The organism is Pradoshia sp. Z3_51, assembly GCF_058215915.1.
This window is the reverse complement of the sequence record NZ_JBZAJC010000001.1, coordinates 715,763-741,276: the sequence shown is the minus strand read 5'-3', so window position 1 is coordinate 741,276 and position 25,514 is coordinate 715,763. Positions and strand designations below refer to the sequence as shown.

The window sequence follows — 25,514 nt, the reverse complement described above, 5'->3', positions numbered from 1 at the left end:
CATTTTAAGTTATGGATGGTTACATATTATTTTTGGCTCAAAGAGGGGTTTGGCAATGGAGGATAGAATAAATGAAGTGGAATTACTTCCAGGAAGGAATCTGCAAGAATAGCACGGCGGTACTATAAAGAATACAGAATAGTGTTGATTTAGGGGGGATGGAAAATTTGATTACACTTTATATAACCAGACATGGAGAAACAGTTTGGAATACGGAGAAAAGAATACAAGGAAGATTAGATTCACCCTTAACAGGAAAGGGTGTCCAAAATGCGATCTCACTGGGCAAAGGACTGCAGGATATTAATTTAACTGCTATTTATTCAAGCCCGAGTGGCAGAGCGGCAGATACAGCAGCATATATTATGGGTAATCGGGATATTCCGCTAGCCTTTGATGAAAATCTACAAGAAATTAACATGGGAGAGTGGGAGGGAGAAACACAAGGAGTCATCGAGGCTGCCTATCCAGACGAGTTTGATGCTTTCTGGAACAATCCCCATTTATATAAGCCTGTAAAAGGGGAAACATTTGTAGAAGTTAAAGAACGGGCGGTGAACATATTGAATCGTATTCAGCATGAATATGAATCAGGCAATATCCTGATTGTTACTCACTCCGTTGTCATAAAATGCTTCTATTCTATTTTCAAAAACACCTCTATTGAGAGCCTATGGGATCCTCCTTTTATCCATGATACGAGTCTTACTGTTGTAAAGATAGAGGAAGATGGTTTTAACATCGTCCTGGAAGGGGATTTATCACATAGACAGATTATTATATAGGATGTCTATATCAGAAGAGGAAAGGTAGGCTGATTGAATTTATCATTTATTTGTTTTAATAGAGTTTATTTTCGACCAATCTATGATTACTGCCATCATAATACCCAGTGTATACCGCAATAGATCTATCCACAGAAATCCCTTACCGAGGATTAAAGCCCCGATGGTTGTGTTTCGTATTTGGTTGATCCATGCTGCTTGATATAACTGGCTGAATTCAATCCCGAAGCTGAATAGGACGATGAACCAAAAAGCAGTAAATGGTTTCTTTTGAACGAAAAGAAATCGAAACCCAAAATAGACCATCATTGCCTATAAAGCATCTCCGGCATGCTGAGCTACAAAAGTATGCAGGATCGAACTATATATACGGGAAGCTAATCCGAGAATGATACATAGAGTAATGGCTGCTAAATAAAAGAATCTATTTATATGGTTGGTTGGATTCATATTCATTCACTCATTTACTATTTTTTATAACGGCAAATTTTAATCTATAAGATTATAAACATCTATCAAGTAATTTTTGAAATATTCTTGATATAATTAAAGTAACAAAGGATTATCATGCTTTGCAACACAGAAACTACTAAGAGATATGAGGGATGGCCTATGAAATTAATATGCTTTGGTGATAGTTTAACTAGGGGAGTATCCTATGTTAAGGGTCGTTTGAGAATTTTAAGAAATAATTATCCTGCCTATTTACAAAAGCTTATGTCAGAGGATAAATTGAATCCAGAGATTAGCCGGGCAGAAGTGATCAATAAGGGAGTTTTCAATGATAACTCTGATTTACTTTTATCCAGACTTGAAAAGGATGTTATTCAAGAAGAACCGACCTACGTGATTATTGGGATTGGCGGGAATGATTGTGACTTTGTTTGGAAGGAAGTAGCGGCTAAACCGAATGACGAGCATCAGCCAAAAGTGCCTCTATCACGGTATGCCAATAATTTAAAAGAGCTTATTACCAAATTAAAATCAAATGGAATTACACCGGTTTTAACCACGCTGCCTCCATTGGATCCGGCTCGCTATTATCAGACAATATCCAAGCGTTTCGGTACAGAAGTGAGTCAATGGATATGCAAGGTGGGGGGAATAGCCTACTGGCACAGTAAGTATAATCGAACCGTAAAAAATATAGCAGAAGAAATGGATGTATTCCTGATTGATGTAAGGAATGCGCTGAAAAACAGAGGTCAGTTAAAGGATTTAATCAGTGAAGATGGTATTCATCTGACCGAAAAAGGCTATAAGGTTATGGCGGCTGAGATTTATGATAACTTAGGTAAGCTAGCCCCGCAAAAAGTACTGCAGGAACAATAATTTTGGTTATTATGAAGAATTCGAGAGCGGAATAAGGTGATTATAATAGCCGCAGATGAAAAGTTATAATCGTATAATTAAAGGAGACCTCTCAATCGAAAGGTCTCCTTTAATTATATTACTCAGCTGAAATTAATTCTAGTTTACGCAGTCTTTCTGCAACCTCTTCCTCAGTTAAGTTATGCTCTACAACATAACGATTGCGAGGATGTACACGACATTCATCCGTGCAGCTGCGCATATATTTATGCTCATTTTTTTCACTGCAAAGAATTTGATCGTTACATTCAGGGTTTGCACAATTAACGTAGCGTTCACACGGTTCACCATCGAAGTGATCTCTTCCGACGATCACATGTTCTACTTGGTTAATTGGAACAGCGATTCTTTCATCGAATACATACATTTGTCCATCCCATAATTGACCTTGTACTTCCGGATCTTTCCCATATGTGGCAATCCCGCCATGGAGCTGACCGACATCTTTAAATCCTTCTCTTACTAACCAACCGGAAAATTTCTCACAACGGATTCCGCCTGTACAATAGGTTAGGACGCGTTTTCCTTCAAACATTTCTTTATTATCACGAACCCATTGAGGAAGCTCGCGGAACGTTTCAATGTCCGGCTTGATGGCGCCGCGGAAATGTCCAAGTTCATATTCATAGTCATTACGCGCATCTAAAACAATTGTGTTTTCATCCTGTAAGCCCTCGAAAAATTCTTTTGGGCTCAAATACTGTCCAGTTAATTCGTTCGGATTAATATCATCTTCTAAAGATAAATGAACAAGCTCAGGGCGTGGTCTCACATGCATTTTTTTAAACGCATGACCGTCCGCTTCATCTATTTTAAATACAATCCCTTCGAATTGAGGATCGTTCTTCATCTTATCCATATAAGCATTTGTTTGTTCCACAGTACCGGAAACCGTACCATTAATTCCTTCTTTGGCCACAAGTATACGGCCTTTCAGTTCAATCCCCTTACAAAATGCAAGGTGTTCTGCCGCGAATGCAGCTGGATCTTCAATTGGAGTATAAAAATAATAAAGCAAAACTCTGTATGGTTTGTTTTCTGTCATGGTTCTTACCACCTATTTTTTAATATTTGCAAGATACGTATTCAAAAGGTGATTTTTAGATACTTTTCTTACACATCAAAACATTATAACAATTGTTAGTAAAATGTGCTAATTAAACAACTTATTTCCTCTGGAAAATAAAGAGATAGGTGGTTAGTGCATAAAAAAACACCAATTCTTCTATTGAAAAGAATTGGTGTTGAATAGAGTTCTTTAATCCGGGAAAACAACGATTGTTCTGCCGCGTGCTTCACCTTTTAGAAGGACAGGAAATACATTTGGCAGTTCTTCGAGCTTTACTTCTTGCTGGATATGATTCTCATACTGATTGAGCTTTAAATCCGTAGCTAAACGTTCCCAAATTTGTTGGCGTGTATTCATCGGGCATTGTACAGAATCAATGCCTAATAAATTAATCCCTCTTAATATAAATGGGAATACGGAGGAGGGAATCTTCGTGCCAGCCGTCAGTCCGCTGGCAGCAACAGAACCGCCATATTTAATTTGGCTTAAAAGAGATGCTAAAGGTTCCCCGCCAACAGGGTCAATACCAGCGGACCAACGCTGTTTTCCTAAGGCGCGAACCTTACCGTTGTATACTTCATCCCTTGAGATTACATTCGCAGCACCGATTGATTTTAAGTACTCAGCTTCCTCTAATTTTCCTGTGCTGGCTTCAACGGTAAATCCGAGTTTTGCTAAGAAGGAGACCGCGAAACTGCCTACACCGCCTGTAGCTCCAGTAACAATCACAGGACCTTGATCAGGAGTTACCTTATTTTCCTCCAAACGCTGGACGGATAATGCAGCGGTAAATCCAGCTGTACCAATGATCATGGCTTCTTTGAGAGTGAGCCCTTTTGGCAGTGAGACAACCCAATCAGCAGGAATATAAGCATATTCCGCATATCCTCCATCACGGGATACACCGATTTCGTAGCTCGTGGCAATTACCTCATCACCTTCTTTAAAGCGAGTGTCAGTCGATGAAATAATTGTACCTGCTAGGTCGATGCCTGGTACCATCGGGTAGGAAGTCACAATATTTCCATTCGGAATTGTAGCTAGGCAATCCTTATAATTTACACCTGAATATTTTACTTTTATGAGGACTTCGCCGTTTTGTGGGGTATGTAACGGTTTTTGTATAAATTTGATTGCTGTTTGTTCATCCTGTTTATCTACGATTAACGCTTTATAGCTTTGACCCATTATTCTTACCAGCTCCTTTTCTTCACTATATACCATTATATAATGAACGTTGAACCTTCTTTGTAAAAGTGATTTTTGATGATTTGTTTTATTTACCATCGCTTTAATAGGTATAATCTTGCAAAAGAGTTTCAAAAAAATCATGATTTGAAGAAAAATTTAAAAATAATTGAGGTAATCGTTTGCACTTCCGTTCAGAACCTGTTATTATTAGGTAGAATTATTTTTGTTTGATGCGGTTGAAAGTTGAACAATTATTGTCGTCTTACGATCGAAAAGCAAGGATAGTAATACAATTGTGTGTTAGCACACTAGGAGGCAACAAAAAATGGAACATGGTAAAGTAAAATGGTTTAACGCAGAAAAAGGTTTCGGATTTATCGAACGCGAAGGTGGAGACGATGTATTCGTACACTTCTCAGCTATCCAAGGTGAAGGTTTCAAAACACTTGACGAAGGTCAAGAAGTTACTTTTGAAGTAGAACAAGGTCAACGTGGACCACAAGCTACTAACGTTCAAAAAAACTAATCTGATCGACACATAAATAAAACAGATCCTGGTTACAGGATCTGTTTTTCTTTTGTCTAAGCTTTGTTTGAATGAGTATTATTAGTATGTATTTCCTGAGGATTGAGAATTAAATTGTACGGAAAACTATCTATCTCTACTAGAAAACGTTTATACACAGCGTTATTATTTAGGTGAAATGTGTATCCCTTCATCACTTTTCCACTCAGCATAAAAAATGCTTTTTAAATCAAAACCTTTATTATTCGACTCACTAATCAACCAATTTTCATCAAATCCACATTCTGCTAAATTACCACGTATAATTTTCCTATCGCTAATAAGGGTTTGCGGTAGCACGACTTGTTTTTCAGTAAGGTTTAAATCCTCGATTGTTGGATTTTTATATTTAGATTTCAGAGCGATACTTATTTGCCCATTAGATTCTAATATGGCAAATTCAACTTCTCTTACAGAAAAAAACACTTTTTTGCCGTAACATGCTCAATATTTGATTTAGATCCAACCTTGCTTTTTTGGCTGCTTTATAATCAATTATTCCATTTCTAATGAATAGAACTGGCTTCCTCTGAATGAAAAATCTAATCTTTGTAAACTTAAGAGTGGCATACTCTAAAATAATCATTAAAAAAGTCCATATTCCAATTGCATATAGATATTTTAAAATACTTACATTATTTTCATAGATGATACGTCCTAAAAAATCATCGAGCAATAGAATAAAAACAAAATGAATTGGTGTTAATTGAGAAATGGAGGTTCTTCCAGTTAAAATGAGTATGATGTTTATAGATATAAATCCAACCAGTACCTTTATTGCTATTAAGCTTAAACTTATCTCATCCACGTTTCTATCCTCCAAAATTCTCACACTGCAGTATTGTTTATCTTTTCATTATGCTTAAAAAAAGCATCGAATATGCTTGATTAGCTATTACCTGTAATTGCTAATCCAAGATGGTTCTATGGCATTATCCATTATTCATAATATAAAAGTAGAACATTATACAGCTGAGAGAATTAGTGTAACAGGCGTGAAATGTAAACCACATTAAAACGGGTAGATGTACTGGGATATTCAGAAATGAATTTCGGGGGATTAATCCAAGGTGGTTTAAACCTTAGTATATCAACTTCTTTTGTGCTGGTATAAGGTAGTTTAGTGGAAGAAATAAAAATGCCCTGCTCAAGGCGAAGAGAGCAAGGCAATTGAAACAGTAAAGCATAAAATAGTATAACAGTTTTAAAGGTTGACTAGATTATAGCATATAATTAAAATCGTGGCTAATATATTTCTCCTGTTAATTTTAGTAAATTCATTTTTGTCATGTACGTTGCTAAATAAGTACTAGTTTTCTATAATTAAATGGATATATATGGAGGTGGATTATACTGAGACCTAAGCTTACTAGAAGTAGTAGTGTCCAAAGTTTTAGAGAATTTTATTGGGTGAAGGAAGAATTGCAAATATTTTGCAGAGAAAATGGACTTGCTGTTTTAGGCTCAAAGATAGAGATCTCCAATCGAATTGAAGTCTTTCTTGAAACAGGGGAAATAAAAAAGCCGATTAGAACAGTAAGGCCTATGTAAAACCACAAACACCCGAAAAAATCTTAAACCTCCATACAATCATCAAAGAAAATCACCGTTGCAGTCAAGAAGTAAGAGCATTTTTTCAAACGGTTATTCCTACCTTTCATTTTACTACCCACATCCAGGAATACTTTAAAAATCATGTCGGGAAAACCTACCGTGAGGCGGTGAATGCTTGGTATGAAGAAGAAAAACGAAAAAAAGATCCATCCTATACGAAAAAAATTTCCCCGCAACTTGAATACAATCAATTTATCCGTGACTATTTTGCTGACCCGAACAATCAAGGGAAGCAGCACAAAGATGAGGTAGAAGCCTGGAAGAAGATCAAGCAGCTCCCAGGCAGCAATCGCTATTCATCTAACCATGTGTGAGGAATTTCCAACTTCAAAATGGTTCTCCGCCTATCAAACGCAATAGGCAGGAAAAAAGGAGGTTGCATGAAACGATTCAGTTTGTTGTTTACTTTCCTATTTGTCGTTATCAGCATTTTCAGCGCTTGCTCCACCAACACGCATCTAGAACTGGTCAGTGCAGAAGCAGATATTGTGAATGATAAAAATGAAACAGGCTCCACTATTCTGCAAGAAGGTGAGAACGCACTGGAGGCAACTTTAATTGTATCCTTGGGCAAAGAAGAAATAACTCGTTTTGATTTGAGTAAAAAGAACTAGTAGCTGTCTTGGTTTTGTTTAGTAATAGCTTTATAAAATGATCCCGCAAAGAAAAACATAAAGGCCCGGCTTATAAACCGAGCTGATTTTTAGTTGATTGCTCTGACAGTTTATCTAATTTATTTTCAATTCGATCTAGCTGTTCCTTCCGTTTTTTTGAAGAACGAAAGAAAGATACAATCATAACAATAAAAAAGATAACAACTAAAATTGAGATTAACTGAAAAATGATGTCACCGATGTTCAACATAAAGTCCACCTCACTTTAGAATATTATACCATTTTTGATGTAGGTACTTTCCGCTTGAATCTATTAAGTTAAGAGTAAATAAATCGTTTATCACTATGTATGTGTGTTGCCCTCTGAAGTTTTATACAAAATTTTTGTAATATTATGAACTCTTAAAGGGGGTGAAATATTCTTGGTAGCTGAAATGACCTATCAGGTCCGTGTGGCTGATTTTGAACAAGGCAGGAGATGGTATGAAGTATTTTTGAACAGGGCACCAGATTTTGTGCCTCATGCTGATTTTGTGGAGTGGGAGATAATTCCCGGGGGTTGGCTGCAAGTCGCTAAAGGGACACCGGCTGAAGGAAGTGGTCCGCTTCGGCTTGAGGTTACATCTATAGAAAAAGAAAGACAAAGAATGAAGGAAGAGCTGCATATTGATTTTTTTGACATCTACTCCCGTGAAGGCGTACCAGTTAAATGGGTCACATTTACAGATCCATGGGGAAATCGTTTAGGCTTCTTTGGAAATATGAACGAAGAAATGCAGCAACCTAAATACAATTAGATAAGAGGCAAAAAAGATGGAGTATTTATTAAGAAAACGTACCGAAGAGGATATAGAGGAGTTCTTATCATGGACGTACGATGATATGTATTCGTTTTACGATAATTCGATTCAGCAAGAAAAGATAGATGGCTTTAGGCAAAGTGTTCAGAAAGAACGAGAATTATCGGTAGTAAATGAATGTGAGGAGCTTGTAGGGAACTGCGAGTTTTTTGATGTAAGTGATGAGTATGAAGCAGAGATACTGGCAGTTGGAATTCAGATGAAGCCCTCTCTGACTGGAAAAGGACATGGTCCCGCTTTCTTCCATGCCATTGTAGAGCAAGGGAGATTCCTTATTCATTATCACCATTTAGAATTGGCGGTAGTCGACTTTAATCACCGGGCCATTAAAGTGTATAAAAGAGAAGGATTTCAACAAGTAGGAGAATTCATGAATGACATAAGAGGAGAATCATATCGATTTATCATTATGGCGAAGGATTGGGAATAAACAGATTGATTACAGGGGAGATGGGATGAAAAATAAATTAATAAGAGTTGGTACAACTTATATTCCTGTAAGGAATGTTAAAGAATCTTCAGCGTGGTATGTGGATAAGCTTGGAGCAGAATTAAGCTATGAAGATGAGGATAAAGCGATTATTAATCTTGCAACTCAAAGCTTTTTCCTTGTTCAAGCACCAGATGGTGAAAGTTCTAATTTTATAGATAAGCATGGAAATGAACGCTTTTCGATTACCTTTGAAGTAGATGGATTGGCAAAGTTAACGGAGCTTCATATGGAATTAACAGAGAAGAATGTAAGGGTAGGGAACATTGAAGATCGAGGGCATCCTGGACGGAATTTTGTTTTTTATGATTTAGATGGTCAAGTATTTGATGTCTGGAGTGAATTAAGTCCAGGATTTAAGGTCAACTATTTGCTGTAAGTTGTTATCTATCAGATGTTTTACATAATGTGGGTTAGATTGATTGGGTATCACAAAAAAATGAATATGAGGAGTATGTCTATGTTTACATTTCCAAAGCCAGATGTAGAACAATTGCTGCGAACCGTTTCTATAATTGATTTTGCTGTCAGCCCCGATGAAAAACAGATTATCATCAGTACCAATATAAGTGGAAAATATAATCTTTGGGCGATGAATATGCCTATTGCTTTTCCGTATCGGCTGACCTTCAATGATCAGCCATCTGAGTATTTACTGTATGACCCAAAAGGAAGATTCGTTATAGCTGGCTTTGATCATGACGGTGATGAGAATACTCAATTTTATGCCATGCCGACATATGGCGGTGCCTTGAAGGAGCTAGTTTTTCAAGAGAATACACGTAATTTTCATCCGTTCCTATCAAAAGACGGCGAGCGATTATACTATACATCTACCAAAGAAAATGCGTCCTTCCTCAGTAGCTATTGCTTACAAATGAATACGGGTGAAGAGACGAAAGTATTGGATGGGAACGGAGGCAGTACCATTCTAGCGGAAGTGAGTGAGGATGAATCCGTTATTCTCTATACCAAACAATTTTCTAATACCAATTCTCTTTATTATGTGAAAAAAGCGGATGAACATATCCTGCTGACTCCGCCAACTGATAAGGAGCATACCGTAAGTGATGCTGTGATTGTTTCGGATCAGGAGATCTTTTTAATCACGGATTATGATGCAGATTTTTCTTATTTAGCAAGCTTTAATTTGGAAACTAGGGAGTTTACTAAGCTTAAAGAATTGCCGCTGGAGAGCTTCACCAATCTTACATACGATCAGACAAACAAAATAGTCTATATTACTGCTGAAAAAGGAGTGCGGGATTATTTATACGCCTATCATATTGAGAATCAAGCATGGGTAAAATTGAACCATCCATGTGACCTCCTAACGAAAAAGGTTGTTTCTAATTCTGGTTCCCTTTATTTGCTCGGAAAGAGTTCAAACACACTTGCGAATATATTTAAACAGATTGGTGAGGATGAATGGGTCGCAATTACTGACAATACCCTAGCTGGTATCCAGAAGGAGGAAATAGTAGAACCCGAGATTGTTACGTATCCATCTTTTGACGGTCTTCCAATTGAAGCGTTGTTATATAAAGCAAAACCGGAAAATGATAACGGAGAGACTCTTTTATGGGTCCATGGGGGACCACAGTCTGCAGTACGGAAAGGTTTTGGTCCATTCTTTCAATATGCCTTAGACAATGGATACAGTGTTTTTACTCCTAACTTCCGTGGTTCCACTGGATATGGATTAACATTCACCAAAATGGTGGAGCGTGCCTGGGGTGCAGGAGCCCGATTGGATATTATTGCTGGCCTAGATTGGCTAATTGACCGTGGATATACTAAGAAAGGTGACATCTTCCTAATTGGAGGCAGTTACGGTGGATACATGTCATTGCTTTTACATGGACGCCATGCTGATTACTTTAAGGCAGTGGTAGATATTTGTGGTCCATCCAATTTATTTTCCTTTATTAATTCAGTGCCGGAAGATTGGAAACCAATGATGGATGCTTGGGTAGGTCACCCCGAAAAAGATCGCGAGAAATTGATAGAAGACTCACCTATTACTTATATTGAGCAGATGACAAAGCCGATGCTTGTTATCCAAGGTGCCAAAGATCCAAGAGTTGTAAAGGCGGAATCAGACCAAATTGTGGAGACTCTTAAGGAAAAGGGGAGAGATATCTCCTATATGGTCATGGAGGATGAAGGACATGGATTTTCTAAAAAGGAGAATGAAATCGCTGTGTATCGTAGGGTTTTAGCTTTTTTTGAAGAGCATCGTCTTGTGGAAGTAAAATCCTAGCCTAGATTTTCTCAAACGGCGAAAAGTAATGTACTGCAGTTTGTGGCGTTTTCCTTATGGAGAAAATGAATTGAGATTTTCGAGTGGAGGGACTAACATGAAACATTCTAAAATAAAAGAATGTCCTCAATGTGGTGAGAAAGAGCTGGGGATAGGGAAACATACTGGATATGGAGTCATGTACCCCAAAAATAAAGTAAGTATAGGTTCAGAGATTGAATACATGATTTGCACGGAATGTGGATTTATCATCGAAGGCTATGTAAAAAAGCCGGAGAAATTTAAAGAAACACTTTACTGAGAAAGATGACTAAAAAGAAAAGAATTAGCTGAATAAAGTGTTGACCCTATTCAACGCTTAAACCCAGGGAACATAAACTTACTGATATCAAAAATGCTTGGAATTATATGATCCAAGCATTTTTTGTCTGGTTTCAACAAATAGGGACATTTCATGAGGTACCAGAAATTAAGTTTGTTTTTATATAGGGAAGATAGCCTTAGGGCGATCTTGTTTCCAATCTTCAACTGTAGGCAATGTATCGCCAAATTGTGTTTCCCAGTGTTCGAAGGATTGCCATGTTTTTGGACGTAAGGGTAATTCTTTGTGCCACGGGCGTGGCTCCAAAATATTTAATTCAGGAATGTATTTATCCATATCCGTATATAACTCAATGACATGCTTATCGGGATCTAGATGGTAAGACGCGATATTGTGACCAGCTGTATGGCGGCTGGGTCCCCAAATTGTTGGTATATTGTGTTTCATTAAAATATCAGAGCTGTCATATTGATGAGCGGGATTGCGTAATTGAAAGGCAATATGATGCATGTACGATTTTTTACCTTGAATGATATTAATCGTATGATGATCTTCATTACATGTTAAAAAGTTGGCTAAATCAAGTATATGTCGGTTTTGTAAAAACCTAAAATATGGTGGTAGAAGTCCACCGTTTTCTTCGCATCTTTTACGCTGATTGATAAGTGGCCCAATTTAGTAGGAATAATACCGGATGTTGCGTATCCGGGAGCGCTGTAGTCTATACTATGATATAAAAAAATGCGGTTTCCATCCGGATCATGCAACTGCAATTGTTCAGGTATTCCAACTTGTCTATCATGGACAAGCTCACTTACGATTCCTTCTTCTTCTAAAAGGGATTGAACGTATTCTAATGATACTTCAGGATTTACTTGCCATCCGATTCCTTCCATGAAACTTTCGTTACTTGGTTGAATGACAATATTATGATGTTCTGCACCTGTACTGATATAGGCAACTCCGTCTCCTCCGCGTTCTACAAGCTTACATCCGAGAACAGTGATATAGTAATCGACCATGGCCTCAACATCTTTCGAAAAAAACGTCACAAACCCTAACCGGAAAACTGGAATCATGTGGACGCCCCTTTACTTTACAGCAGCTGCCTGTATTATTTTATTTTCTTGTACACCTAAATCAATGGAACCATCCGTGCTTTTTATTTCGAGAAGCATGATATCTCCAGATTTTAAATAACCATTGTTTTGTTGAGTTTCAATAAAATGGTCAATTTTATCCTGATGTGAAATTGTATTATCATAAATATGGTTGATGATTTCAGAATTTAAACGAAGACATACTCCACCTGGGGTACCTGTTAAAATTAAATCACCAGTTTTTAAATTAAAAATCTCTGACATCTCAGTCAGTGTTTCCGTCGGTTTAAATAATAATTGATCAGTTAAAACCCTTTGACGTGTTTCACCATTTATTTGTAAATGTAATTCCAATTGATTCAAGTAAGGAAATTCATCTTCATCGAGTAAATAAATATATGGTCCCACCGGACAAAAACCACGATAACTTTTTCCTTTGAACCATTGCTGTTCCAGAATTTGAACATCACGCGCCGAAATATCATTGGCAATCACTATTCCAGCAATATAATGGACTAAATTATTTTCTGTAATTTGGATGGGCTCAGTAATGTCAGTTTTAATAATTAATCCCAGTTCGATTTCATAATCCAATAGTTGAACATGAGTTGGGCAAATAATATCAGCAGCGGCAGATGTTAAGGTACTGGATGCCTTTGTGAACAATAAGTTATATGGTGGCTTTTGCTTAGTAAAACCAGCTTCTTCACGGTGTACGCTATAGTTTGTACCCTGACAAAATATATTTGCATCATCTGTTACGGGTGATAGGATTGTGATTTCATCTGTATAAATAATTGTTCCGGTGTGTTTTGCCCGCTCAATTGCCTCTCGACCGTTAGATAGTAAGTCATGTAAGGTTTCAGCCTCGTGTTCAACAATGCGGATTTGTTCACTGAAAACACCCCAATATGTACGGTCTGATTGTTTGAATCGAAGTAATTTTGTCCCCATATTTTGATAGCCTCCCAGAAAATAATTTGTTTGTTTAAGTGTAGATGATAGAAAAGGCACTTAACTAGAATAAGAATTATTGAAATACATAATGAAATTAAGTAAAAATCATTGAATCAATCTAACTGGGGGAAGAACTTGGCTTACCGTTATCTGATTATGCGACTGGACAAAATACCAAGGTTGGAGGGAATTGGTAATATCGTTTTTCTCGGAATTCCACATTTACGGAATCACTCGGCAATAAAGTACTATAAAATAAAAATGATCTCATAGGGACTCTCCTTATGAGATCATTTTTATTCTCGAATTAGGTAAATACTTACCGTTAAATAATATGTGTGGTCTTTGAGGTTGCGTTTGATTGTGAGTCTTTTTCTTTGATGAGAGTCGTGACCGCAGACCAAGCAATCGCTAAAAGGAATAGGCCAATAGATGCAAGAAGCAGAGTGAATCGGCCGTTTTCCTGGCCTGTTATATTAAGTAAAAACTGGTACATAAACGAACTGGTAATACCACCTAATCCTTGGGCCGCAGCAGCGAATCCTACAAAGGAAATACCCTTCGCAAGGTTTGACAATTCAGATACTCGGGCGAGTACGCCTGGAATCACAATTCCTAATCCCATTCCTCCAAGAAAACTAGCCATATTGATCATCATTAAAGTGTTTGCATAATAACACCATAAGATACCAACAGCGGTTAGTAAAATTCCAAAGGGAATATTGAAGTTTGGCCAAAGTTGGCGCATGGGACCAAAGAAAAGTCAGACAACCAAGGTACCAAAGGTGAATAAAGAGATGGCAAAACCGGCCTCCGTAGCATTCCCAAGGTTTTCCGCTTGGATGATAATAGAAATATTTGTTACATACCCAAACACCAATGCTGTGAAGATAACTTGGCCAATCGTAAAACCATAAACGGTTTTTGGTGCAGAGAACAGGATCTCTTTAAAGGATGCATTGTGTACTTCTTGTTTTTTAGGCTCAGGCAAATATAAGAAGGTGAGTGCTAAAATCAAGATCGGGAATAAGTAAACTAAAAAGCCAAACTGCCAATTGTACGCATCAGCCAGCATACCTCCGACTACCTGGAAGAAAATCGCTCCGATACATGCAACTGTGGATGTTCCCAAACCAATTAAGAAATCACGATCACGACCATCAAAGAAACTTGTGATAATATCAACCGATAATGGTAATGTAATGCCGACTCCAAGTCCCAATAGTCCACGGAAGGCAATAATTAAAAAGAGATTATCAATGAAAAATGGCATGATACCGCCAATGATGAAGAAGGCTAGTCCTGTAAATAATAATCCTCGTTTTGAGTACTTATTAGCCAGTTTCCCATAAAGCAATGAAGGTATTATTTGAAAAAATCCTGGGATAGTAGCAATTAACATGACTACCGACGGATTGTAGTTTGGGAACGCTTTAATTAAATCGGCCATGATAGATCCTGCAACCCCGGCAGCAACGTCCTGAAATGCAATTAAAACAATTAAAAATTTCAAGAAAGCAGTACTCTTTGCCTTCGCCATCTTTTAATAACCCCCTGTTTTACTATTTCTATACGCAAGCAGCCTCACTACTATCCTCTTGTTATAACAACTCATGCGATAATCGTCATGAAGATGAGCAGAACTCCTTACGTTTAGATTACACTCGATATTAGCACAGACAATCGAGGCATAAATCAATGATTTTTAGGGGAAAAATTCATTGATTTTGTAAAAAGATATTTGTTTTTTACTCCATTAAATAACGAAAAATCAATATGGCAAAGAGCATAAAGGTGTAAATTAGACTATTTTAGAAAGTATATAAAAATCTGCGTATTTCACTAAAATTTATTGAAAAAAGAGAGCTAATCAATTTCAATTTCACCAAGAATAATTAGAGAGTTTAAGAGCAACATCAACTCAAAGGAGTGCTTGGAATTTCTTAAGTCTTTTTGTAGTAGTTCTTCTAGCTTTTGAATTCGATAGACTAATCCGCTCATGGATAAATTCAAGTCCAGCATGGTTTGTTGCAAATTCCCGTAATTGTTTAAAAATGCGTAAAGAGTTTTAAGAAACTCCTCTTTTTTATTTGGCTTCAATGATAGGATGGGCTCTAATTCACGTTGCGCGATTTCGATAATGATAGAGCTATTAGTTTGGTTAATGATTGATCCCATCACACTTGTATCTTCAAAATAAATGATATCACTGGCTTTATTGACATTAAGTGATGTAATGGATTGCCGTTTTGCCTCTGGAATATCGTCTATATCATGGATAGCCCGGCTTAATCCAATACGGAATTCATGGTTTTTGAATGTACGATGCAGGTGTTTTAATATATTTCTTAGTATTTCTTGTGTTTTATCAATTTTTGGGAATAAAAACGTCACTTCTTCCTGAAATTCTGTAATAAATATAGGGATTTGATGCATTTCTAAATAAATAGTAAAAGACTGGATTATTTTATTAATCATGATGGAATCTTTAATAGGAATGCCCTTTTTGGTAATGCGTAAGTTTCCAATATAGAAGTCTTCATTTAAATCTATCTGGAGTAAATAACTGCGATAAATCATATTGCTTTTGGAAGTATACTGCTGTTGTAAAAGTTGCTCGAAAAAATACGCTTTCATGTTCTCGATTGCTTCTAAGCTCGACTTTTCATTCAAATAACATAGTGATATGGAATTAGCAGCACACTGTAGAAAATTCATTTCATCTTTGAAGTTATGGTCAGTTGACCGATAAATAAACGAAATATATCCAATAATTTGGTTTTGGACATTTATGGGGCTGATCAGGCGAATATGTTTTTCGCAGTTTACTTGAATAGAGTGCATCGGCTCAAGATGCTGCATTAAAATCTTCCCTGAACGTGTTTGAGGCATCTGGCTGGCAAAATCTAAGGTTAACTCATTTAATTCTTCTTCAGTAATTCCAATTAAGTGATGGGTATTAAAATTTAAATCCTGAAGGATGACTGGAACGTTTAAATTATCATAGATTGTTTCTAAAATTTGTTCTATTCGCATACCTTGGGCGATTCCAAGGGTTAAGTTGTTATGGAATGAAGATACCTTCTCGGTTAGTTTTTTCTCTTCATACAATTGTTCATATGTCTGGTTTAGTTCATCAATCATACGGGATTGGTGAATTTTTTTAAATTGTGCCTGTGTTGCTTCATCCCAATTCTCAATCATGCGCATTTCAAAGGCACATTCATCATCCCCTCTAGCTTTACATGTGACCTCTACAATATAGATTTTACGTTTGGTTAAGTAGGATGTGTAACCACTTGAATAGCCTGCTAATGTATGGCAAATACAGGTTTGGCTTTTTCCGAAATATTTGGTGTGTTCAGTTACTTCGTAAGAATTGATCCAAACCCCCTTTGCATGCATAAAACGAACCGTATCATCGGGATTCAGCTCTAAAATGCGATTGGAGATTAAATCTGTAATTTGTCCGGAATTGAGATGGTAACCTGATGCGCTATCAAGCTTTTCACGCAAACTTAATGGACGCTGTTCTACTTCTTTGGCATGAGTGACCCCGATATTCCATCCATAACGCTGTAAGAAAATCTTTGCATGCTCCAAACCTAATGTTTCTATTAATTCTTTTCGTAATAGTCCAATCGTATTGGCTGTTGTAAAAAGTTCTTTATCTGCTATATTAGTAGAATTTGTTGTCATAAGAATACCTCCTCTAACTAATAAATACTTAATTGAAGCGCTTACAGTATATATTAGCAGATATAATTTTAATTTTATAAAAATTTTGAAAATACTTTATCTAAAATCCATTAGTGCAAAGTGCCTAAAAGATAATCGGTAAATTTGAGGTGATATTTTTCTATATGCCAGATTGAAGGAATGCCAGATTAGGTAGGGGAAAGGCCATGGGATTAGAGGAACTGATACAGATAATACCATTGTATTTTATTTATGATTCGGTAGTTTTTATTGGAAATAAGGTTGAAAATTCAAATAATTTAATCAGACTTTTATGAAAGTAGGTTTGATAAATTAAAGATACATTCAGATAAGGAGTTGAACATATGGATACAATTTTAAAAGAAACAGAATTGGATCTTATGACAAAAACGAAAGCGGTTGCAGATGATATTCGCAAACGTGTTAAGGAAACTGAAGAAATTCGCAGAATTCCAGAATCGACTATTAAACAATTAAAAGACAATCAAATTTTCAAAATGCTTCGCCCTAAACGATATGGTGGACTTGAAGTCAGTATTCAAACATACAGCCAGGTTATTGTTGAAATTTCAAAAGCCTGTGCGTCTACAGGATGGATTGCCTCCTTATGCGCAATACGAGAAATGATGGTGGCTGAATCATTTACAGAAAAAGCTCATTTGGAGATTTTCGCAAACGATCCTGAAGATGTATTATTTGCCGGAGTGTATGAGCCACGTTCTTGTGAAGTGAAAAAGGTTGATGGCGGTTACCTCGTTGAAGAAGGACATTGGATGTTTTGTTCGGGATCTTTACATGCAACATGGGGTTATTTTGGCATGTATTTGAAGAACGAACAAGGTGAAATTGAAAAGCAGTTACTAGCAACTCTGCCGTTTAGTGAATTGGAAATAGAAGATGATTGGAATACATTGGGGCTTCGTGGTACTGGTAGTAATGCAGTCCGTATGAAGAATGTTTTTATACCCGATCATCGTTGTACATCCTTTGTAGACATTTTAAATGGAAACTTTCAATCAGAGCATTTACGGGATATCCCATTATATCATTCTGCTTTGTTTCCATGTTTAATTTTATCGCTTGGATTGCCGGGATTAGGGGTCGTAAAAGAGATGCTTGATAAGTTTCATGCTAGTTTGCCGTATCGTACAGCCCAGCATATGGGGGTAAAAATGATTAAGGATGCAGCAAGCACGCATTCATTAATTGCTGAAGCAACTTTAAAAATCGAAACAGCCGAAATTTACTTAATGAATATTGCCAAAAAAATTGATGAATGGGCAGAGAAAAAAACAATTATGCCAAGTGATGAGAGATTAAAAGTACTGGCAGATATCGGCTATAGTAACAAATTAATGAATGAGGCAGTACAACATATTTTAGCAGCAAGTGGATCAGGATTTGTATATGATGCGAGCCCAATGCAGCGATTGATTCGTGATTTTATTACATTGCATTCCCACCGTTCATTGTCGCCGGTTATTACCCAGGAAAATTATGGGCGTCAGCTTGTTGGTCTACAACCTAATGCGGTTCGTTATTAAGTAAATTTTATTGAAAAATAAGCAGTTATTAGTGAACTTTTTATATAGTTTACCAGTACTTAGTTCCTTAATATAAAAAATGAGGGGGATTCTTACTCGTGGGACCGCGAATTGCCCAATTAGGTTATGTTGCTCTTGAATCTTCCGATATTGAAAAATCGGTGGATTTTTTTCAAAACATCATTGGTTTAGAGCTGACTGAAAAAGTAGGCGAACAATACTATTTCAGAGCCTGGGGAGATTTTCAGCATCATACATTATCAATCTCACCCGGCATTAAGGGCAAGGTGAAGCATATCAGTTTTCGCACCAAATGTGCAGAAGATGTGGATTCGTTTGCAAGCAGACTGAATCAAAAGGGCTATGAGATTGAATATGTGCAAGCTGGAACGACACCTGGTATTGGCAGAGCGATTCGATTTATGGCAGCTTCCGGGCATAGAATTGAATTGTTTTATGATGTCGTAAAGACAGAGGTAGAAGAACATCGACGTTCTGTGCTCAAGAATCAAACGTATAAAGCATGGGCAAAGGGTATTTCACCAAGGCGTTTCGATCATGTCAATATTCATACAGCTGCGCCGGAGAATACAGCTTATGATTTCTTTATTGAAGAATTAGGATTCCGCATGAATGAATGTATTGAAACCGAGGATGGGAAAATATTGGCGGGTTGGATGAGCGTTACTCCATTGGTGCATGATGTCGCACTTGTTGCTCATGAATCATTGGAAACAACAGCACGCTTCCATCATATCTCCTACTGGTTGGACAGTTCAGGGGATTTAATGCGGGCAGCTGATATTTTAAAAGAACATGACCTGAAATTCATAGGACCAGGTAAACATAGCATTTCGCAGGCTATCTATTTATATGTTATTGATCCGGGAAGTGGATGCAGAGTTGAATTATTTACAGGTGGATACTTAATATTTGAACCTGATTGGGAAACAGTGGTTTGGCGCCCGGAAGAAAGGGCTTTTGGCAATACGTATTGGGGAGATAGCATTACGGGAAATCCGTTAATTGTTCCAACAATTGAAGCATAGGGAGGCATGGGTAAATGGCAATGACAAAAGAGGTAACCATTACATCAAAGCATCTGAAAACAGGTCATTATACAACATGGATAAACGAAGCTGGTAAAGGAAATGCAGAAACCATTTTATTTTTACATGGTTCTGGACCAGGGGTAACATCATTGGCTAACTGGAATTATGCATTACAGGAATGCGCTGATTCTTTCTATTGTTTAGCACCAGATTTATACGGTTTTGCCCAAAGTGATCATCCGGCTGAGCCATTAAAAAATCGCCAAATGTGGATGGATTGTTGGATTGAACAAATCATAGAGTTGCTCGATTATTACGAATTAGAGAAAGTGCATGTTGTTGGAAACTCCTTAGGCTGTTCTATAGCCCTGGAATTGCTGTTGGAGTATCCAGAGCGTTTTGACCGAGTTGTCCTGATGGGGCCGGGTGGTACACCAAATACTAAACTAAGTTTTGAGCTGGCACGTGCTAAAGCATTTTATGATAACCCGTCAAAAAAACGACTTCAACAAATTATGGGCTGGTTTGTCTACGACAAGGAAGCAATGCAGCCAGTCATTGATGGGCTTACGGATTCCCGATATGAAAATGCAATGCGTGAAGAAGTTCGCCGTTCAAACAATTCTATTTTTTCAACGGCTGCTGTCCCAGTCCCAACCGTGGCATTACGCAGAATTAAGAACCAGATCTTACTGGTCCATGGCCGTGATGATCAAGTATGTTCGATTGAGTCAAGTTATTATTTATTAGAGCATCTAAATGATGCCCAACTCCACGTTTTTAGTAAATGTGGGCACTGGACACAAATTGAAAAGAAAAATGAATTCAACAATCTTATTCAGCAATTCTTTAAAGGTATTTTATGAAACTCTTATTAAGCGCTTACAAGATGGATAGGAGTGAATAAAATGAGCGAAGCAACAGACATTGTGGTGGTTGGGGCTGGAAATGCTGCTTTGTGTGCTGCGATTGCGGCAGCAGAAAAAGGAGCCCATGTGACGGTACTTGAAATTTCTTCAGAAGAAGAAAAAGGGGGAAACACGGCTTATACACATGGTTCGATTCGCTTCGCCTACAATGATGGAGCACAGGTTCGATCGCTAATGCCAGAAATGACAGATAAGGACTTCGAAATAACGGAGTTTGGGACATATATAGAAGGAAAATTTTTTGATGACTTGTGCCGGATGTCCAATTATCGCACAGATTACGATTTGGCTTCCATCATGACAAAGAAGAGTTATGAGACTGTACTATGGCTAACAGAGCACCATGTGAAATGGCTTCCGATTTATGGGCGCCAAGCTTATAAAATGAATGGGAAATTCGTGTTTTGGGGCGGCATGGTCATTGAAGCTGTGGGCGGAGGAAAGGGCTTAGTAGATTCTCTGCATAATGAAGCCAAGCGTTTAGGCATAACGATTCATTATAATACAGCAGCGGTCGAGCTTGTCACTGAGAATCGGACGATTGAAGGTGTGATTGTCCGTTCGAATGGAAAAGAGCGCAAAATAGCTTGTCAAGCAGTCGTGCTGGCATCCGGCGGTTTTCATGCCAATGTTGAAATGCGAACAAAGTATTTGGGGGCTGGTTGGGATACTGTCCATACACGCGGCTGTAAATACAATGTTGGTGACGGCCTGCGAATGGCCATGTCATTAGGTGCACGAACAACCGGCAATTGGTCTGCGGCACATGCCGTAAGTGGTGATCGATACTTAGCTGATTATAAAGAAGGGTTTCAAAAATTGAGCTTTCCATTCGGAATTATGGTCAACAAGGATGGCAAGCGTTTTATTGATGAGGCTGCTGATTTTCGCAATTATATTTATGCAAAAGTAGGACGTGAAATTTTAAAACAACCGGGTCAGCATGCATGGCAAGTGTATGACGCTAGAGCTAAACCTTATTTACGTGAAGAATATAATGGTCGTCATGTTTCAAAAGTGGCTGCAAATACACTCGAAGAATTAGCAGAAAAAATGGAAGGCATTGATGCCGATAGTTTTTTGAGAGAGATTGAGAGGTATAATGACTCGATTGATCAGAATATACCATTTAATCCAAACCAGTTAGATGGGAAAAAAACAACAGGCCTTTCTGTTCCTAAATCAAATTGGGCGAATCCAATTGATGAAGCGCCGTTTGAAGCATACGAAGTTACGTGTGGAATTACCTTTACTTACGGCGGTTTGAAGATTAACAAACGAGCGCAAGTGATCCACAATGATTTCACGCCTATTGAAGGCTTATACGCAGCCGGTGAAATAGTAGGGGGATTATACTATGACAATTATCCTGGCGGAGCCGGTTTAACCTCAGGTTCTGTATTTGGAAAAATTGCTGGGGAGAATGCGAGTCTATATAGTACGAAACGAAAAAATAAGATGTCGATTGTGAATAAAATGTAGTTGTAAACAAAGGAGGATTCTTATGACGATTTTACAAAGAAAAGTGAAAACCGGAGATTATGAAACCTATTTTCATGAAGGAGGTTCGGAAAATAAAGAAGTTGTGATATTAATTCATGGTTCCGGACCGGGGGCAAATGCAAAAGCAAATTGGCAATTTGTTTTAGAAGATTATGCGAAAGATTTTCATGTCATTGCACCTGATCTAGTTGGCTTTGGAGAAACGGATCATCCTGAAGTATATCCAGAAAACGGAGTACAGTGGATGTCATGGCGTATCAAACAAATTTTAGATTTAATGGATGCTTTAAATATTGAAAAAGCGAATTTAGTCGGCAATTCACTCGGTGGCGTCGTATCCATGTATTTAAATATGCAGGCTCCGGAGCGGTTTAACAAAATCGTATTAATGGGCGCCGGTGTATTGTTAAAGGAGCCGACACCTGAATTACTAAAATTAACAAACTTCCACTTAGAGCCGAGTAAAGAGAACTTACGCAATCTATTAAGCTGGTTCGTTTATGATTTAGATAAAATGGAGGATTTCGTGACCCAAGTGGTCGAAGCACGTTTTGAAATGTTCCAGCGTCCAGAAATTTTCCGTTCTTATCGTGAAAACTTTACCAAGTCATCCTTAACCGAAATGCTGATTCCACAAACGGCACTTGAGAGAATGAAAAATGAATTTTTATTAATCCATGGTTACTACGATCGGTTTGTTCCTTTACAAAGCAGCCTTTACGCTTTAGAACACTTACCAAATGCCGAACTGCGCGTATTTAAAAAATGCGGCCACTGGGCCATGATTGAGCAACGTGAGGAGTTTTTACACTCAACCAAACATTTCTTTACAAAGGATAAAACGCAAGTTGAAATTTAAGAATATTCAAAAAGTGGGGGTGAACTTATGAGTGAAACTATAGTAAAAAGAGAAGAAATCAGCGAGGTATTAATCGAAAAGGCGCGTTCGCTGCAAAAGCAATTACGTGATGCAACCCTTGAAATTGATCAAACGAGCAAAATATCAGACGAGATTATTCAGGCGATACGTGAGAACGGATTACTGAAAATCCTTCGACCAAAAATGTTCGGAGGCTTTGAAACAGATATGCGTACGTATTTTGATGTAGTCACAGAAATTAGCCGCGGAAATCCGTCAGCCGGCTGGTTCGTATCGTTAAGCAATATTCGTGATTACATGATTTCATATGCATTTGGGCGCGAAGCTCTGCACGAGATTTTTGGACCGAATCGTGACCAGGATGTCGTTCTAGCCGGGAACTTCAAACCGATTCGTATTGATATTGAAAAGGTCGATGGTGGTTATTTTATCAAAGATGCACAATGGCCATTTGTTTCTGGATCTCCATATGCAGACTGGTTCTACTTTGGGGCACCGGTAGATGATGGGAATGGCGGAGTAGAAATGGCGATTTTAGTCATCCCACGGAGAGATGTAGAAGTAATGGATGACTGGAATGTAGTTGGTTTACGTGGTTCAGGCAGTAATAGTGTAGTAGTCAAGGATGTCTTTATTCCTGACCATCGTGTGTCATTAGATCGACTGGCACAGCAAGGTCACTATATTATTGAAGAATTACAGGGGAATCCATTATATCGAACGCCGTTTGTGCCATCCTTAACCTTGTCTATTGCAGCCCCAGCACTGGGAATTGCCCAAGGTGGATTTGATCTACATAAGGAGCGTGTGTCAAAAGCAAGCATTGGAAATACCTTTTATTCCAAAATGAGCGAGGCTGCCGTGACACATTTACAAATTTCTGAGACTGATATGAAACTGGAATGTGCTCGCATGCTGTTTAATCAAGCTATCAATGATTTAGATGATTATTCAACACGCGGACAGGATTTCACACAAAAGGAAAGTATTCGAATCAAAGCTATGTTTGGATATGCCAACCAGCTCTGCAAAGAAGCTTTTGATCTCATGCTTGCAGGAGCAGGATCTGTATTTGCTTACAATAATAATGTATTCCAAACCTTTTATCGTGATTTTATTTCTATGCATTTACACGGCTTCATTACTCCATCGAGTTTATTAGAGACATATGGACGCACTATGTGTGATTTGGAACCAAATACGTATTTTGCTTGATTGATAAATAGGAGGTAGGGAAAATGAGTAAACCGGAAATTTCAAAATTAGGGCATTTTGGATTAGTAAGTACAGATTTAGAGAAATCATTATGGTTCTTTAAAGAAGTTATTGGTTTGGAAGAAACAGATGTTCAGGATGGTGTGCATTATTTGCGTGCTTGGGGGGATTTTGAGCATCATACATTAACGATTCGTGCAGGAGAAGAATCCCATTTGGATCATATTGCCTGGCGTACAAAACGTCGTGAAGATGTGGATCTATTTGCGGAGCAGTTGCAAAATAGTGGTATGACAATCGAATGGGTAGAAGAAGGGGCAGAAAAAGGACAGGGGAAGGCATTTCGCTTTAAACTCCCTAGTAATCATACATTTGAAATTTACTTCGATATGGAAAAAACCTTGGCTTCACCTGAAACACGTTCTGTATTAAAAAACCAAACACATAAGTCTTGGAATCGTGGGGTTTCACCCCGAAGGATTGACCATGTTAATCTATTAAGCTCTCTTCCGGCTAACGAGCTATCCGATTTTATGCAAGAACACTTAGGTTTCAATTTACGGGAATATGTAGAAGCACCGGACGGTACCTATGTAGGTGCCTGGTTAAGTGTGACACCGCTTGTCCATGATATTGCATTTAGCTTTGATCCGAATTCACCATCCACACATGAAGTTCACCATATTGCCTATTGGTTGGATAACGCACAGGATTTATTGCGTGCAGCTGATATTTTGAAGGAGAATGGAATTTACTTCAAAGGACCAGGGAAGCACGGAATCTCGCAGGCTATGTATATTTATGCCATTGATCCAGGCAGTGGGGTAAGGCTGGAGATCTTCACAAATGGTTATCTCATTTTTGAACCGGATTGGGAGCCAATTCGTTGGACAGTCGAAGAAATGGAGATTGGTTTCACCTATTGGGGAGACCAAATGGACGCCAATACTGAAAACAATCCAACCATTAAAGCATAAAAAGGAGGTTAACCAAATGGATGATCGTTTATTTCGAAATGCAATGAGTAAGTTTGCTACGGGCGTGACCGTCATAACAACAGAGCATGAAGGACAGGCTCACGGTATGACAGCAAATGCATTTATGTCCGTCTCACTCGATCCGAAATTGGTTGTCATTTCAATCGGTGAAAAAGCGCGTTGTTTAAATAAAATCCGTGAAAGTAAACAGTTTGCGGTCAATATTCTGGCAGAGGATCAACAAGACTATTCAATGATTTTTGCTGGACAGAAGAAAGACGGTGCTGCTATTACATTTGATCGATTGGCGGATGTTCCGGTATTAAGCGGTGTTTTGGCACAGATTAGTTGTGACGTTGTTTCAGAGTATGTTGAAGGAGACCATACCTTATTTATTGGTAAAGTCCGGGCAATCCAGCTTGAAGATAAAAATCCCCTTGTATTCTTTGCGGGGCAATACAGGTTATTAGAGTCTTTAACCGTTTAAGGAGGC

General features: G+C 38.0%; 29 protein-coding genes and 1 pseudogene. 18 read left to right on the top strand and 12 right to left on the bottom strand.

What is annotated here, in order from left to right:
- Positions 1-158: 158 nt before the first annotated feature.
- Positions 159-785 (top strand): histidine phosphatase family protein, encoded by a 627-nt coding sequence (locus AC4BHA_RS03570; protein ID WP_490558162.1) that lies wholly within the window; start codon positions 159-161, stop codon positions 783-785.
- A gap of 42 nt (positions 786-827) precedes the next feature.
- Here AC4BHA_RS03570 and AC4BHA_RS03565 read toward each other — a convergent pair whose 3' ends face one another.
- Positions 828-1,094, bottom strand: coding sequence for a ribosomal maturation YjgA family protein (locus AC4BHA_RS03565; RefSeq protein WP_490558161.1), 267 nt, complete (start codon positions 1,092-1,094; stop codon positions 828-830).
- A gap of 303 nt (positions 1,095-1,397) precedes the next feature.
- Here AC4BHA_RS03565 and AC4BHA_RS03560 point away from each other — a divergent pair, with 303 nt between their 5' ends.
- Positions 1,398-2,117, top strand: a complete 720-nt coding sequence (locus tag AC4BHA_RS03560) for an SGNH/GDSL hydrolase family protein (protein WP_140461648.1) — start codon at positions 1,398-1,400, stop codon at positions 2,115-2,117.
- 118 nt (positions 2,118-2,235) lie between these two features.
- Here AC4BHA_RS03560 and trhO read toward each other — a convergent pair whose 3' ends face one another.
- Together trhO and AC4BHA_RS03550 are read right to left on the bottom strand one after the other, a co-directional pair.
- Complete coding sequence (gene trhO / locus AC4BHA_RS03555) at positions 2,236-3,201, bottom strand: oxygen-dependent tRNA uridine(34) hydroxylase TrhO (protein ID WP_490558160.1); 966 nt, start codon at positions 3,199-3,201, stop codon at positions 2,236-2,238.
- Positions 3,202-3,414: 213 nt separating this feature from the next.
- Entirely contained in the window at positions 3,415-4,413 is a 999-nt protein-coding gene (locus tag AC4BHA_RS03550; protein ID WP_490558159.1) for an acrylyl-CoA reductase family protein, read from the bottom strand.
- 328 nt (positions 4,414-4,741) lie between these two features.
- Between AC4BHA_RS03550 and AC4BHA_RS03545 the strand changes: the two genes are divergently transcribed.
- Entirely contained in the window at positions 4,742-4,942 is a 201-nt protein-coding gene (locus AC4BHA_RS03545) for a cold-shock protein (RefSeq protein WP_066107773.1), read from the top strand.
- Between the two features lie 165 nt (positions 4,943-5,107).
- Here the strand turns inward: AC4BHA_RS03545 and AC4BHA_RS03540 are convergent, their stop codons facing one another.
- Complete coding sequence (locus AC4BHA_RS03540; RefSeq protein WP_490558158.1) at positions 5,108-5,407, bottom strand: DUF421 domain-containing protein; 300 nt, start codon at positions 5,405-5,407, stop codon at positions 5,108-5,110.
- Positions 5,382-5,789 (bottom strand): DUF421 domain-containing protein, encoded by a 408-nt coding sequence (locus tag AC4BHA_RS03535; protein ID WP_490558157.1) that lies wholly within the window; start codon positions 5,787-5,789, stop codon positions 5,382-5,384. Before AC4BHA_RS03535 ends, AC4BHA_RS03540 begins: the two co-directional genes overlap by 26 nt.
- A 545-nt stretch (positions 5,790-6,334) precedes the next feature.
- On the opposite strand from AC4BHA_RS03535, the pseudogene AC4BHA_RS03530 reads away from it, so the two are divergent.
- Positions 6,335-6,909: pseudogene (locus AC4BHA_RS03530) on the top strand (DUF6434 domain-containing protein).
- Positions 6,910-6,975: 66 nt separating this feature from the next.
- A complete protein-coding gene (locus AC4BHA_RS03525; RefSeq protein WP_490558156.1) occupies positions 6,976-7,209 on the top strand; it encodes a hypothetical protein in 234 nt (77 codons plus the stop codon).
- 70 nt (positions 7,210-7,279) lie between these two features.
- Here AC4BHA_RS03525 and AC4BHA_RS03520 read toward each other — a convergent pair whose 3' ends face one another.
- Positions 7,280-7,459: a DUF4083 family protein gene (locus tag AC4BHA_RS03520; RefSeq protein ID WP_066107764.1), complete on the bottom strand. Its 180-nt coding sequence runs from the start codon at positions 7,457-7,459 to the stop codon at positions 7,280-7,282.
- Positions 7,460-7,631: 172 nt separating this feature from the next.
- On the opposite strand from AC4BHA_RS03520, the gene AC4BHA_RS03515 reads away from it, so the two are divergent.
- The 5 genes from AC4BHA_RS03515 (at position 7,632) to AC4BHA_RS03495 (ending at position 11,123) form a co-directional block, all read left to right on the top strand.
- The gene (locus tag AC4BHA_RS03515) at positions 7,632-8,006 is read left to right on the top strand and encodes a VOC family protein (protein ID WP_066107761.1); all 375 of its coding nucleotides are present in this window, start codon (positions 7,632-7,634) and stop codon (positions 8,004-8,006) included.
- Between the two features lie 16 nt (positions 8,007-8,022).
- Positions 8,023-8,499 (top strand): GNAT family N-acetyltransferase, encoded by a 477-nt coding sequence (locus AC4BHA_RS03510; RefSeq protein ID WP_066107758.1) that lies wholly within the window; start codon positions 8,023-8,025, stop codon positions 8,497-8,499.
- Between the two features lie 25 nt (positions 8,500-8,524).
- Positions 8,525-8,938, top strand: a complete 414-nt coding sequence (locus AC4BHA_RS03505) for a VOC family protein (protein WP_490558155.1) — start codon at positions 8,525-8,527, stop codon at positions 8,936-8,938.
- An 81-nt stretch (positions 8,939-9,019) separates the two neighbouring features.
- Entirely contained in the window at positions 9,020-10,822 is a 1,803-nt protein-coding gene (locus tag AC4BHA_RS03500) for a S9 family peptidase (RefSeq protein ID WP_490558154.1), read from the top strand.
- Positions 10,823-10,919: 97 nt separating this feature from the next.
- On the top strand, positions 10,920-11,123 hold the full coding sequence (locus AC4BHA_RS03495) for a transcription initiation factor TFIIIB (protein WP_139891634.1): 204 nt from the start codon (positions 10,920-10,922) through the stop codon (positions 11,121-11,123).
- A 180-nt stretch (positions 11,124-11,303) separates the two neighbouring features.
- Here AC4BHA_RS03495 and AC4BHA_RS03490 read toward each other — a convergent pair whose 3' ends face one another.
- The 6 genes from AC4BHA_RS03490 to AC4BHA_RS03465 all read right to left on the bottom strand — a co-directional run bounded on the left by AC4BHA_RS03490 (position 11,304) and on the right by AC4BHA_RS03465 (position 16,900).
- Complete coding sequence (locus AC4BHA_RS03490; protein ID WP_490558153.1) at positions 11,304-11,654, bottom strand: VOC family protein; 351 nt, start codon at positions 11,652-11,654, stop codon at positions 11,304-11,306.
- Positions 11,655-11,719: 65 nt separating this feature from the next.
- Positions 11,720-12,223, bottom strand: coding sequence for a VOC family protein (locus tag AC4BHA_RS03485; protein WP_490558152.1), 504 nt, complete (start codon positions 12,221-12,223; stop codon positions 11,720-11,722).
- A gap of 12 nt (positions 12,224-12,235) precedes the next feature.
- Positions 12,236-13,198 (bottom strand): fumarylacetoacetate hydrolase family protein, encoded by a 963-nt coding sequence (locus tag AC4BHA_RS03480; protein ID WP_139891638.1) that lies wholly within the window; start codon positions 13,196-13,198, stop codon positions 12,236-12,238.
- A 328-nt stretch (positions 13,199-13,526) separates the two neighbouring features.
- Entirely contained in the window at positions 13,527-13,826 is a 300-nt protein-coding gene (locus AC4BHA_RS03475; RefSeq protein WP_490558151.1) for a hypothetical protein, read from the bottom strand.
- A gap of 138 nt (positions 13,827-13,964) precedes the next feature.
- Complete coding sequence (locus AC4BHA_RS03470; protein WP_490558150.1) at positions 13,965-14,741, bottom strand: MFS transporter; 777 nt, start codon at positions 14,739-14,741, stop codon at positions 13,965-13,967.
- 326 nt (positions 14,742-15,067) lie between these two features.
- Entirely contained in the window at positions 15,068-16,900 is a 1,833-nt protein-coding gene (locus tag AC4BHA_RS03465) for a XylR N-terminal domain-containing protein (RefSeq protein WP_490558149.1), read from the bottom strand.
- 365 nt (positions 16,901-17,265) lie between these two features.
- On the opposite strand from AC4BHA_RS03465, the gene AC4BHA_RS03460 reads away from it, so the two are divergent.
- From AC4BHA_RS03460 to AC4BHA_RS03425, 8 genes are all read left to right on the top strand, one after another.
- The gene (locus tag AC4BHA_RS03460; protein ID WP_148629941.1) at positions 17,266-18,465 is read left to right on the top strand and encodes an acyl-CoA dehydrogenase family protein; all 1,200 of its coding nucleotides are present in this window, start codon (positions 17,266-17,268) and stop codon (positions 18,463-18,465) included.
- Positions 18,466-18,563: 98 nt separating this feature from the next.
- A complete protein-coding gene (locus tag AC4BHA_RS03455; RefSeq protein ID WP_148629939.1) occupies positions 18,564-19,514 on the top strand; it encodes a VOC family protein in 951 nt (316 codons plus the stop codon).
- 14 nt (positions 19,515-19,528) lie between these two features.
- The gene (locus AC4BHA_RS03450; RefSeq protein ID WP_140461638.1) at positions 19,529-20,383 is read left to right on the top strand and encodes an alpha/beta fold hydrolase; all 855 of its coding nucleotides are present in this window, start codon (positions 19,529-19,531) and stop codon (positions 20,381-20,383) included.
- Positions 20,384-20,425: 42 nt separating this feature from the next.
- Positions 20,426-21,928 (top strand): FAD-dependent tricarballylate dehydrogenase TcuA, encoded by a 1,503-nt coding sequence (tcuA, locus tag AC4BHA_RS03445; RefSeq protein WP_140461637.1) that lies wholly within the window; start codon positions 20,426-20,428, stop codon positions 21,926-21,928.
- A 22-nt stretch (positions 21,929-21,950) separates the two neighbouring features.
- The gene (locus tag AC4BHA_RS03440; RefSeq protein WP_490558148.1) at positions 21,951-22,808 is read left to right on the top strand and encodes an alpha/beta fold hydrolase; all 858 of its coding nucleotides are present in this window, start codon (positions 21,951-21,953) and stop codon (positions 22,806-22,808) included.
- Positions 22,809-22,835: 27 nt separating this feature from the next.
- Positions 22,836-24,044: an acyl-CoA dehydrogenase family protein gene (locus tag AC4BHA_RS03435; protein ID WP_140461635.1), complete on the top strand. Its 1,209-nt coding sequence runs from the start codon at positions 22,836-22,838 to the stop codon at positions 24,042-24,044.
- Positions 24,045-24,067: 23 nt separating this feature from the next.
- On the top strand, positions 24,068-25,021 hold the full coding sequence (locus AC4BHA_RS03430) for a VOC family protein (RefSeq protein WP_139891657.1): 954 nt from the start codon (positions 24,068-24,070) through the stop codon (positions 25,019-25,021).
- Positions 25,022-25,037: 16 nt separating this feature from the next.
- A complete protein-coding gene (locus AC4BHA_RS03425; protein WP_490551291.1) occupies positions 25,038-25,508 on the top strand; it encodes a flavin reductase family protein in 471 nt (156 codons plus the stop codon).
- Positions 25,509-25,514: the final 6 nt, after the last annotated feature.

What these genes read in the sequence shown, in the direction of transcription:
- AC4BHA_RS03570 (WP_490558162.1), top strand. Translation starts at nt 159, where the DNA reads ATGGAAAATTTGATTACACTTTATATAACCAGACATGGAGAAACAGTT.
- AC4BHA_RS03565 (WP_490558161.1), bottom strand. Translation starts at nt 1,094, where the DNA reads ATGATGGTCTATTTTGGGTTTCGATTTCTTTTCGTTCAAAAGAAACCA.
- AC4BHA_RS03560 (WP_140461648.1), top strand. Translation starts at nt 1,398, where the DNA reads ATGAAATTAATATGCTTTGGTGATAGTTTAACTAGGGGAGTATCCTAT.
- trhO (WP_490558160.1), bottom strand. Translation starts at nt 3,201, where the DNA reads ATGACAGAAAACAAACCATACAGAGTTTTGCTTTATTATTTTTATACT.
- AC4BHA_RS03550 (WP_490558159.1), bottom strand. Translation starts at nt 4,413, where the DNA reads ATGGGTCAAAGCTATAAAGCGTTAATCGTAGATAAACAGGATGAACAA.
- AC4BHA_RS03545 (WP_066107773.1), top strand. Translation starts at nt 4,742, where the DNA reads ATGGAACATGGTAAAGTAAAATGGTTTAACGCAGAAAAAGGTTTCGGA.
- AC4BHA_RS03525 (WP_490558156.1), top strand. Translation starts at nt 6,976, where the DNA reads ATGAAACGATTCAGTTTGTTGTTTACTTTCCTATTTGTCGTTATCAGC.
- AC4BHA_RS03520 (WP_066107764.1), bottom strand. Translation starts at nt 7,459, where the DNA reads ATGTTGAACATCGGTGACATCATTTTTCAGTTAATCTCAATTTTAGTT.
- AC4BHA_RS03510 (WP_066107758.1), top strand. Translation starts at nt 8,023, where the DNA reads ATGGAGTATTTATTAAGAAAACGTACCGAAGAGGATATAGAGGAGTTC.
- AC4BHA_RS03505 (WP_490558155.1), top strand. Translation starts at nt 8,525, where the DNA reads ATGAAAAATAAATTAATAAGAGTTGGTACAACTTATATTCCTGTAAGG.
- AC4BHA_RS03500 (WP_490558154.1), top strand. Translation starts at nt 9,020, where the DNA reads ATGTTTACATTTCCAAAGCCAGATGTAGAACAATTGCTGCGAACCGTT.
- AC4BHA_RS03495 (WP_139891634.1), top strand. Translation starts at nt 10,920, where the DNA reads ATGAAACATTCTAAAATAAAAGAATGTCCTCAATGTGGTGAGAAAGAG.
- AC4BHA_RS03490 (WP_490558153.1), bottom strand. Translation starts at nt 11,654, where the DNA reads ATGCATCATATTGCCTTTCAATTACGCAATCCCGCTCATCAATATGAC.
- AC4BHA_RS03485 (WP_490558152.1), bottom strand. Translation starts at nt 12,223, where the DNA reads ATGATTCCAGTTTTCCGGTTAGGGTTTGTGACGTTTTTTTCGAAAGAT.
- AC4BHA_RS03480 (WP_139891638.1), bottom strand. Translation starts at nt 13,198, where the DNA reads ATGGGGACAAAATTACTTCGATTCAAACAATCAGACCGTACATATTGG.
- AC4BHA_RS03475 (WP_490558151.1), bottom strand. Translation starts at nt 13,826, where the DNA reads ATGGGATTAGGAATTGTGATTCCAGGCGTACTCGCCCGAGTATCTGAA.
- AC4BHA_RS03470 (WP_490558150.1), bottom strand. Translation starts at nt 14,741, where the DNA reads ATGGCGAAGGCAAAGAGTACTGCTTTCTTGAAATTTTTAATTGTTTTA.
- AC4BHA_RS03465 (WP_490558149.1), bottom strand. Translation starts at nt 16,900, where the DNA reads ATGACAACAAATTCTACTAATATAGCAGATAAAGAACTTTTTACAACA.
- AC4BHA_RS03460 (WP_148629941.1), top strand. Translation starts at nt 17,266, where the DNA reads ATGGATACAATTTTAAAAGAAACAGAATTGGATCTTATGACAAAAACG.
- AC4BHA_RS03450 (WP_140461638.1), top strand. Translation starts at nt 19,529, where the DNA reads ATGGCAATGACAAAAGAGGTAACCATTACATCAAAGCATCTGAAAACA.
- tcuA (WP_140461637.1), top strand. Translation starts at nt 20,426, where the DNA reads ATGAGCGAAGCAACAGACATTGTGGTGGTTGGGGCTGGAAATGCTGCT.
- AC4BHA_RS03440 (WP_490558148.1), top strand. Translation starts at nt 21,951, where the DNA reads ATGACGATTTTACAAAGAAAAGTGAAAACCGGAGATTATGAAACCTAT.
- AC4BHA_RS03435 (WP_140461635.1), top strand. Translation starts at nt 22,836, where the DNA reads ATGAGTGAAACTATAGTAAAAAGAGAAGAAATCAGCGAGGTATTAATC.
- AC4BHA_RS03430 (WP_139891657.1), top strand. Translation starts at nt 24,068, where the DNA reads ATGAGTAAACCGGAAATTTCAAAATTAGGGCATTTTGGATTAGTAAGT.
- AC4BHA_RS03425 (WP_490551291.1), top strand. Translation starts at nt 25,038, where the DNA reads ATGGATGATCGTTTATTTCGAAATGCAATGAGTAAGTTTGCTACGGGC.